Genomic DNA, 8,702 nt, shown 5'->3' on the forward strand with positions numbered 1-8,702 from the left:
CTCCTACTCTATATAAGGTTTAATGGTATAAAATCCTGTCAATAAGGCTTTATAAGGTAATTTAACGGAAATATTTCACTTTTAAATCATCAGTATCTTATTTACTTCATCTTTTACTTTAAGGGGTGAAAAACGATTATTATTTGCATTTTAATTTCCGTCTAAAAAAAGTTAATAACTTCTAATTAGTTTACATAAATTCTTGTTTATTAAGCGTTTACATTGATTTACTTTTGTATATTCATAATAATTCCATTTGTTTACTTTTGTATTTTGCATTTGTAAACTTTATTTTTACATTTGTAAAACTATATAAAACTTATTTTTATGAGTTTAAACGAGAGAATTTCAAAAGTTATAGAGTATTCTAACTTTACTCCTTCAGAGTTTGCGGATGAGATCGATGTACAACGTTCTTCTATCTCCCATATCACTTCCGGTAGGAATAAACCTTCATTGGAATTCATCATCAAGATCAAATCCAGATTCCCGGAGATCCTTTGGGATTGGCTGATTAACGGTGATGGTGAGATGCTGAAGTCTGATGAACCGGTTGCTGAAGAAGAAGACATTACAGAAGAAAAAGCAAAGCCTACTTCACTGCCCGATTTATTCACTTTAATCGATGATGATAATTTCGGAATTACGGAAAGTAAAGACAGAGTCCTGAAACAAAGTGCCCGAGAATTGGATATACCGCATCAGCGCACAGCCGAAGAAAAAATAAACGATTCTCAGCGACTAGAAAAAACCAACGAGGAAATCATAAGTCAAGTCGTTGGAAATCAGGATCATAAAATAAAAAGGATTGTTTTGTTTTTTGAAAATGGAAAATTTGAAAGTTATGAGCCATAAAAATACCTGATCAGTGTTTGATCAGGTAAAAAAATATTTGAAGAAGAAAGCTAAACTATTGCTTTTAGTTTTGGTTCATATCAGCCGTATTTTTCTATTCCGCTTTTATAGATGCAGATTTTCATAAATGATTCTGTTACAGCAATTGTAGGTGGGTAAATTTGCTATAGAAGTCATAGCAATGAAAAAAATACTTTTCACGGCAATTAGTTTTTATTATTTTAATCAAATATATAAAATATAATTAAATCGACAAAGAATATATTAAATAATTATATTATCATTAATAATATTAATAATTAAAATAATTTTCATCAATATCAGATATAAAAAAGCTTCGCATTGCGAAGCTTTATATTTTAACGGGAAATTCTATTTTCCCTTTCTTCTTTCCAGTTCTTTTTTAATCAATCCCAATTCTCTTCCCGTTTGTCCGGCCACAGAAGTGTTTTCCTGGGCTCTTCTGGTAAGATAGGGAACTACGTCCTTCACAGGACCATATGGAAGATATTTGGCCACATTATAGCCTTTATCGGATAAATAGAAGGTAATATTATCACTCATTCCGTAAAGTTGTCCAAAATACACATGCGGATTCCCGTTTTCAAGATGGGCAGCTTTCATTTTATCCATCACCAATTCTGATGAAATTTCATTATGGGTTCCAAAGAAAGCGGAAACTTTATCCAGATGGTTCATTACAAAATCAATTCCTGCATTGTAATTTTTATCTGAAGCCTCCTTATTCGGCTGGATCGGGTCCGGATAACCTTTTTCAGCGGCTCTGGCTCTTTCTTTTTCCATATACGCTCCACGAACGATCTTATAACCAATGAAATAGTTTTTTTCTCTGGCTCTCTGAAGATGTTCCTCCATATATTCCAGCCTGCCTGTTCTGTACATTTGGATGGTATTCCAAACAATAGGTTTTTCCTGGTTATATTTCTCCATCATTTCTTCACAAAGGTGGTCTGCCGCATCCTGCATCCAGGTTTCTTCTGCATCCACCATTACTTTTTTATCATGTTCATGGCATAATTTACATACTTCATCAAATCTTTTCACCACTCTTTCCCATTCTTCTTTCTGACTTGAAGTAAGCTCCGCACCTTTACCAACGGCTTCATACAAATCAATTCTTCCGAAAGCGGTAGGCTTGAAAACGATAAAAGGAATAGCAGGATTTCCTACCGAGAACCTTACGATATCTTTTATTTCTTTGCAAACCGCATCGAAAGTTTCCTCATCTTCCTTTCCTTCGATGGAATAATCGAAAATACTTCCCACACCTCTCTTGAAAAGCTGTTTCACCACCTTCATACTTTCTTCACGGGTTTCTCCGCCACAGAATTGTTCAAATAAGGTATTTTTTACAATTCCGGTAACGAAAGGAAAGTTATTATGAACCGTAAAATTAAGGATAGATGTTCCAAAACTGGTGAGAGCAGGCTGTTCGATCATTTTGAACATCCAGTATGCTTTTCTTAGCTGTGCATCAGATTTGTCTGCAAATGCAACTTTAGTATCGTTAAAAATGGGCATTCCTTTTATTAAATTTAGTTGTGCAAAGGTAGTAAAGCTGTTTAAACTTATCAAAAAAATTTAACCGCAAAAGACACAAAAGTTTCCTGTAAAATTACAAACACTTTAGTTATATAAGTTTCAGACTAATCGTATTAAAGTTCACATAAGAAGAAAATCAAAGATTTTCAATAACTAATATGTACTTTAATATACTTTTGAATATCATTAATCATGAAAACTCAGGTGCCAAAATAAACTTTTGTGCCTTTTGTAGGTTAAATAAATTTAAAAGAATATTTTCTATAATTTACTTTCGATTCCATTTAAAAGCATGGCAACAATCCCTACAAAAACCCATAATCTGAGAATATTCAGGGTAATGAATTTGCTTCTCCTGGAATCATTCAAAAGAAAATAAATGCACGTGATAAAAACAAATAATCCTACCGCAAAATAATCACTCATAAATCCCCAAACATTGGTTCTGGCAATTATCTTCATGGAAACTGCCATTGTAACGATCAGGAGTGAAATAAGGATCAACTTTGTAGTGTTACTTTTAAAATAATTCGGAATTGTTGTATACCCAAAAGCTTTATCTACACTTTTTGTAAGGGTGTCTTTGGCAATATCAATGCATAAAAGCATCAGAAAGAGGAAAATGGCCATTAAAAAAACTTTCATGGAGAAGGTTTCATAATATACCATCATTCCGAAGAACGGATATAGGGTAAGACTTACAAAGGTCAGATTATTGACAATTAAAATCCGGCTCAGCTTATGGCTGTAAAACCACATAAAAAACTGATAGACCAAAAAGAAAATAAATACTCTGTGCGAAATCATCAATGCTACTCCGAGAGAGATTACACTCAGTGTAAGATAAGCGTAGAGAAAATATTTCTGCTTGATAAAGCTTTGAATTCTTGTTCTGAAAGGTTTTACGACGTGGTCTTTTTCAAAATCATAAAACTGGTTGATAATTCCACCCGCCAGAATACATAAAACGGTACAGAAGATGATTCCGTGAACCTTGAAATCGAAAACGAAGTTTCTAAGGCTCTCTTCCTGGTTGAAAAGAAAATAAGTGGAAACATAAAGGGCAAAAGTGAGCAAAACAGCTACAAAGACACGTGCTCCCAAAAGAAAGCCCACAAATTGTGAAAGTCTGTAAAACAGAGATTTGGAAGTAACAGGCTGGGATTGGAAAGTTTCTTTTTCAGAATTCATCCCATTGCAATTAAAATCTGTAAATCACTTCTTTATGGAAACCGTCAAGCATTTTTTCAGCTTTTTCATAATCTTTCGTGAAGCCTAAGATATAGCCGCCCCCACCGCTTCCGCAAAGCTTCAGGTAATAGGCATTGGAATCCAATCCTTTTTTCCATACATTAAAAAGGCTCTCAGGGATCATCGGGCGGAAATGTTCATACGCCCAGTGAGAAAGCTTTTTTAAGTTTCTGAAGAAAGGATTCATATCTTTCTTAAGGAAAGCTTCAATACAAGCATTGTTATAACGGATAAACTCTTCTTTCAGGGTTTTACGGAAACCTTCTGTTTTCATTTTTTCGAAGAAAATCTGAACCATAGGTCCGGTTTCCCCTGTCATTCCTGAATCAATAAGGAAAATAGCACCTTTTCCTTCTTCACTTTTAGGAATGGCCACTTTATCTACGCTTTCCTTGTTTTCAATAAGAATAGGCAGGTTCATATAACAAATCAGAGGATCAATTCCTGAGCTTCTTCCATGGAAATAGCTTTCCATCAAGCCAAAGACTTTTCTAAGGTTTTTAAGCTCGTCTTTTGAGATATTGTCAGGATGATGCTTAGTAATAGAATAACGTTCAAAAATAGCAGCTACTAACGCTCCTGAGCTACCTACCCCGTATCCTTGCGGAATGTTGCTGTCGAAGAATAATCCTTCAGCAATTTCTTCCTGGAATTTGGAAACATTCAGCTCGAAACCTTGAGGAAGTTCAAGATCAGTTAAATATTCTGCATATTTGATCAGGTGCTCATTAGATTTCTTTTCAAACTCGGAATCCAATGATGAAAACTTGAGGGTACCTTTATAGAAACTATAAGGTAATGTCAAACCTTGGGAATCTTCAATGATTCCGTATTCTCCGAACAAAAGGATTTTGGCGTAAAATAAAGGGTTTGTCATTATTTAAATAAATCTTTTTTGCAAAGTTAAAACTATTCCGCTGAATATAAGCAAAACTCAGACCGAAATCTATCTATTTTGCTTATTGATTCCATAAAAAAGACATCAAAAATGGCTTGACTTTTATAGGGTATCTCTTTCTTTCAGCATATTGATCTTTACAAAACGAACGAGTACCAAACCCATTCCGAAGAATAGTGTCATGGAAAGCGCTGCAATACGCATATTATTGAAATGTTCAATTAACGTAGCAAAGATGAATGTACCGATAATGATGGCAATTTTCTCCAATACATCATAGAAACTGAAGAATGTGGTATTTTCCATGGAATCTTCAGGAAGTAATTTGGAATACGTGGATCTTGACATCGCCTGGAGTCCGCCCATTACTAAACCAACTACAGCTGCAACGCCATAAAACTGGTATTCTACCGTTGGATTTTCTTTGTTCAGGAAATAAGCCCAAATACAGGCAACGATCCATAATACGACGGCTATGGAAATCACGTTTTTATTCCCGATTTTTCTTGATAATCTTGAGAATATCACGGCCCCGATGATGGCTTCGATCTGAATCACCAAAAGAGTCGCAATCAGTTTATCCTGCGCCAAATTGATTTCGCTTTTTCCAAATAAGGTGGCCATTAGGAAAATGGTTTGCATTCCTACGCTGTAAAAAAAGAAACTGGATAGGAAGAATTTCAAATTTTTATCCTTGAACAGCTCATTGCCTACTTTGAATAATTCGTGAAAGCTTTCTTTGGCAATATCTTTATAGAAACTTAAATTATCTTTTAATACTTCGAAGAAACCGCCCTGCTCTTCATGTTTTTTGAAAATGTTTTTGTAATTCAAAAGCACTAAATCTTTTGGAAGTTTGTCTTTAACGTCTCCAAATTGCGGTAAATGCTTGAAGGTGTATTGTGAGAAACCGAACCACCAGGCTCCGGTCAATAGAAAACTGATTCTTGTAAATAATAACTGCTGTGCTGCTCCTTTTGCAAAAACCTGGATCAGCAATAAACAGATCACTACCAACACAACAGAGCCTAAATATCCATATACATATCCTCTCGCTGATAATGCATCCTGCTTATCACGGGTCGCAATATCCGGCAAAAAGGAATTATAGAATACCAAGCTTCCCCAGAACCCTATACTGGCTGTAATACTAAACAGAAGTCCCAGAAATACATTATGCATACCTGTGAACATGGCCAGCCCCATACACGAGGTAGCGCCCAGATAGCAGAAAAACTGAAGAAAAGATTTTTTGTTTCCAATGGTATCTGCCAGAGAAGATAAAAAAGGAGATAATAAAACCACCACGAAGAACGAAATCGTTAAAGAATAGCCATACACCGCATCCGGCTGATATTCTTCTCCGAAGATCTTAATCATATGTCTCACGGGAACATCAATCCACTGTTTGGTTTCTTCTACATATTCTTTCTTTTCATAAGCCGTCGTAAGAATAGAGTAATATATGGGAAAAATAGTAGAGGTAATAACCAGCGAATACACTGAATTGGCCCAGTCGTAGACAGCCCAGGCTTTCATAATCTTCGGATTATTCTTTATATTCTGAGGCTGTGGATTCTCAATTTCAGACATTTCAAATAATATTAGTAGCACAAAAATAAAAAAACCGTTGAATATTCGGTGGTTTTATTTTTTTTCTGTGAAACTTTATTGTTTAATTAAAGTTTTCATAATATAGGTTATGATAATATTTGATTACTGAGACTCTTCCTGCGTCAGAATGACAACGTGTAAAATAGAAAAAGCCCGGAGATTCCGGGCTTTTGTTTATCAAGAAATATTTAATTCTTATAAGTTTTCAATCACAATAGCAGAAGCACCTCCACCACCGTTACAGATAGCAGCAGCACCATATTTTGCATTGTTTTGCTTTAATACATTGATCAAGGTTACAATGATCCTTGAACCTGAGCTTCCCAGTGGGTGTCCTAATGCTACAGCCCCACCGTTCACATTAACTTTAGCAGCATCTAATCCTAAGATTTGATTGTTCGCTAATCCTACTACTGAGAAAGCCTCATTAAATTCAAAGAAATCAATATCAGAAAGCTCCAAACCTGCTTTTTTAAGAGCAATAGGTAAAGCTTTTGCCGGAGCCGTGGTAAAGTTTTCAGGTTCCTGAGCCGCATCAGCGTAAGAAACGATTCTTGCTAAAGGCTTAAGTCCTAATTCTTCCATTTTTTCTTTAGAAACAAGGATCAATGCGGAAGCTCCGTCATTTAACGTAGAAGCATTTGCTGCTGTTACCGTTCCTTGTTCTTTCTTAAATACTGTAGGAAGTGTAGGAAGTCTGTCGAAGTTTACCGCTTTATACTCTTCGTCCTCCGCGAAAACTACAGGCTCTCCTTTTCTTTGAGGGATTTCAACGGGAACTACTTCATCGTTGAATTTTCCTTCGCTCCATGCTTTTGCAGATCTTTTGTAAGATTCAATAGCAAAGTTATCCTGGTCTTCCCTTGTAATATTATAATCAGTGGCACATTTTTCTGCGCAAACTCCCATATGCACTTTGTTGTAAACATCTGTCAGTCCGTCAAGAACCATTCCGTCCTGCATTTTGATATCTCCAAGCTTTGTAGCCACTCTCGCATTGTAATAATGAGGAACCATAGACATATTTTCCATACCTCCTGCTACAATAACTTCTGCATCTCCGGCTTTGATAGATTGTGCCGCCATCATTACCGCTTTCATTCCTGATGCACAAACTTTATTGATAGTTGTGGAAGGAGTTTCAACTGAAAGTCCGGCTCCTAACGCCACCTGACGAGCCGGAGCCTGTCCTTCTCCAGCCTGTAGAACGTTCCCCATATAGATTTCCTGAACATTTTTAGGATCAAGACCAATTTTATCCAGTGCTCCTTTTACTGCAACAGCTCCCAGCTTTGTAGCCGGAACCGTTGATAAGCTTCCCATAAAACTTCCCATTGGAGTTCTTACTGCGGAAACGATGAATACTTCTTTCATGTGTATATATTTAATTTCTATTAGTCAAATGAACCTTTCAGTTTCATTTTTTATATTATTCAACTTTAATTAAATCTGTTTTAAATTTTTCATTTTCAACAGAAGCATTTCCAAAGATCATTTTAATATTCAACATTGCCGATCTGCTTTAAATTGATCAAACAGAGGCCTTAGTTGTACTTTTTGCTATGATCATTAAAAAAGCTCCCAGAAATTCAACAATCCATCCCCATTTAAGTTTTACAACTCCTGCAAAAGCTTCTCGCCATGATTTAAAAGGCAGAAAACTAAAATATTCCAGTGACTGCAGCTTTACAGCGATTAAGGTAAAAATGAATAAAAGGATCAGGAGAAGGGCAAATGTTCTGACAATCTTCGTGCTATTGTTCACGATCCCAAACAGGGCACAGGCGGAAAGAATCCAGCAGGCAATAGCCAAATAGTGATCCAGCTTCCAATAATTCCAATTTCCTATAATGGGAACATGAACCAATGGCAGGAAGCTTCCTACAACCACCAATACCCATCCTAATAACTGAATATTTTTCATATTTCTTAAAGTGCCAAAATACGAAAAAAAACACACTCCGAAAAGTGTGTCTGAAACAAAATTATATCTATGAAAATCAGAAAGTTAAATTAAAAACCTCAAGTCCTATCTGTAATCCGTTTTTGTTATTCATCAAGGCATCATCATTAAAAATAGGCGTTAAATCTTTTTTCACATATAAACTGATTCCTCCGTATCCAATGCTTAGTTTTGCCCCGAACAGGAATGGATTCAGCCCGTTTTCCACTCTTTGCCTGAATACATTTTTACTTGATTCCTCATTTTCATATTTGTATTTGATTCTGCTCCCGATTTTTACTCCACCATAAATTCCCGCTCCGATTCTCCATTGTCTTTTGCTGTCATCCAGAAACTTTTCACCATCATATTCCACATATTTAGGGTTGAGAACAAACTGCATTTCTAGGGGAACTTCAAGATATTCGGCTTTTAACTGGGTATACTTAAGTTTTTTCGGCGTAAATTCTGTGATAAACAATTTTTCATTACCCTGGGCAAAAACCGTTGATTTCTTTGCATTATATATATCCGCACGAATTCCTAATCCAAAGTTTAGAAATGCGGGGCTTGTATAGG

Annotated in this window: 8 protein-coding genes; 1 reads left to right on the forward strand and 7 read right to left on the reverse strand. The window is 35.8% G+C overall.

The annotated features are described in order from the left end of the window. Positions 1 to 327 precede the first annotated feature (327 nt). On the forward strand, positions 328 to 855 hold the full coding sequence (locus ACGHIN_RS15750) for a helix-turn-helix domain-containing protein (protein ID WP_390455650.1): 528 nt from the start codon (positions 328 to 330) through the stop codon (positions 853 to 855). A gap of 372 nt (positions 856 to 1,227) precedes the next feature. On the opposite strand, the gene ACGHIN_RS15755 is transcribed toward ACGHIN_RS15750, so the two are convergent. The 7 genes from ACGHIN_RS15755 to ACGHIN_RS15785 form a co-directional block, all read right to left on the reverse strand. After that, complete coding sequence (locus ACGHIN_RS15755) at positions 1,228 to 2,397, reverse strand: proline dehydrogenase family protein (RefSeq protein ID WP_390455652.1); 1,170 nt, start codon at positions 2,395 to 2,397, stop codon at positions 1,228 to 1,230. 282 nt (positions 2,398 to 2,679) lie between these two features. Continuing rightward, positions 2,680 to 3,609, reverse strand: coding sequence for a UbiA family prenyltransferase (locus ACGHIN_RS15760; RefSeq protein WP_390455655.1), 930 nt, complete (start codon positions 3,607 to 3,609; stop codon positions 2,680 to 2,682). A gap of 10 nt (positions 3,610 to 3,619) precedes the next feature. After that, positions 3,620 to 4,546, reverse strand: coding sequence for a mevalonate kinase family protein (locus ACGHIN_RS15765; RefSeq protein ID WP_390455658.1), 927 nt, complete (start codon positions 4,544 to 4,546; stop codon positions 3,620 to 3,622). A gap of 123 nt (positions 4,547 to 4,669) precedes the next feature. Then, positions 4,670 to 6,160, reverse strand: coding sequence for an MFS transporter (locus ACGHIN_RS15770; RefSeq protein ID WP_390455661.1), 1,491 nt, complete (start codon positions 6,158 to 6,160; stop codon positions 4,670 to 4,672). A 216-nt stretch (positions 6,161 to 6,376) separates the two neighbouring features. Continuing rightward, the gene (locus tag ACGHIN_RS15775; protein WP_390455664.1) at positions 6,377 to 7,555 is read right to left on the reverse strand and encodes an acetyl-CoA C-acyltransferase; all 1,179 of its coding nucleotides are present in this window, start codon (positions 7,553 to 7,555) and stop codon (positions 6,377 to 6,379) included. Between the two features lie 157 nt (positions 7,556 to 7,712). Next, positions 7,713 to 8,105 (reverse strand): hypothetical protein, encoded by a 393-nt coding sequence (locus tag ACGHIN_RS15780; RefSeq protein WP_390455666.1) that lies wholly within the window; start codon positions 8,103 to 8,105, stop codon positions 7,713 to 7,715. 76 nt (positions 8,106 to 8,181) lie between these two features. Then, positions 8,182 to 8,702: porin family protein (locus ACGHIN_RS15785; protein WP_463322664.1), on the reverse strand; the 521-nt coding region annotated here is incomplete at its 5' end.

The organism is Chryseobacterium barbadense, from assembly GCF_042849955.1.
GTDB lineage: Bacteria > Bacteroidota > Bacteroidia > Flavobacteriales > Weeksellaceae > Chryseobacterium.

Excerpts from the sequence above, each read along its gene's own strand:
- ACGHIN_RS15750 (WP_390455650.1), top strand. The coding sequence starts at position 328 with ATGAGTTTAAACGAGAGAATTTCAAAAGTTATAGAGTATTCTAACTTT.
- ACGHIN_RS15755 (WP_390455652.1), bottom strand. The coding sequence starts at position 2,397 with ATGCCCATTTTTAACGATACTAAAGTTGCATTTGCAGACAAATCTGAT.
- ACGHIN_RS15760 (WP_390455655.1), bottom strand. The coding sequence starts at position 3,609 with ATGAATTCTGAAAAAGAAACTTTCCAATCCCAGCCTGTTACTTCCAAA.
- ACGHIN_RS15765 (WP_390455658.1), bottom strand. The coding sequence starts at position 4,546 with ATGACAAACCCTTTATTTTACGCCAAAATCCTTTTGTTCGGAGAATAC.
- ACGHIN_RS15770 (WP_390455661.1), bottom strand. The coding sequence starts at position 6,160 with ATGTCTGAAATTGAGAATCCACAGCCTCAGAATATAAAGAATAATCCG.
- ACGHIN_RS15775 (WP_390455664.1), bottom strand. The coding sequence starts at position 7,555 with ATGAAAGAAGTATTCATCGTTTCCGCAGTAAGAACTCCAATGGGAAGT.
- ACGHIN_RS15780 (WP_390455666.1), bottom strand. The coding sequence starts at position 8,105 with ATGAAAAATATTCAGTTATTAGGATGGGTATTGGTGGTTGTAGGAAGC.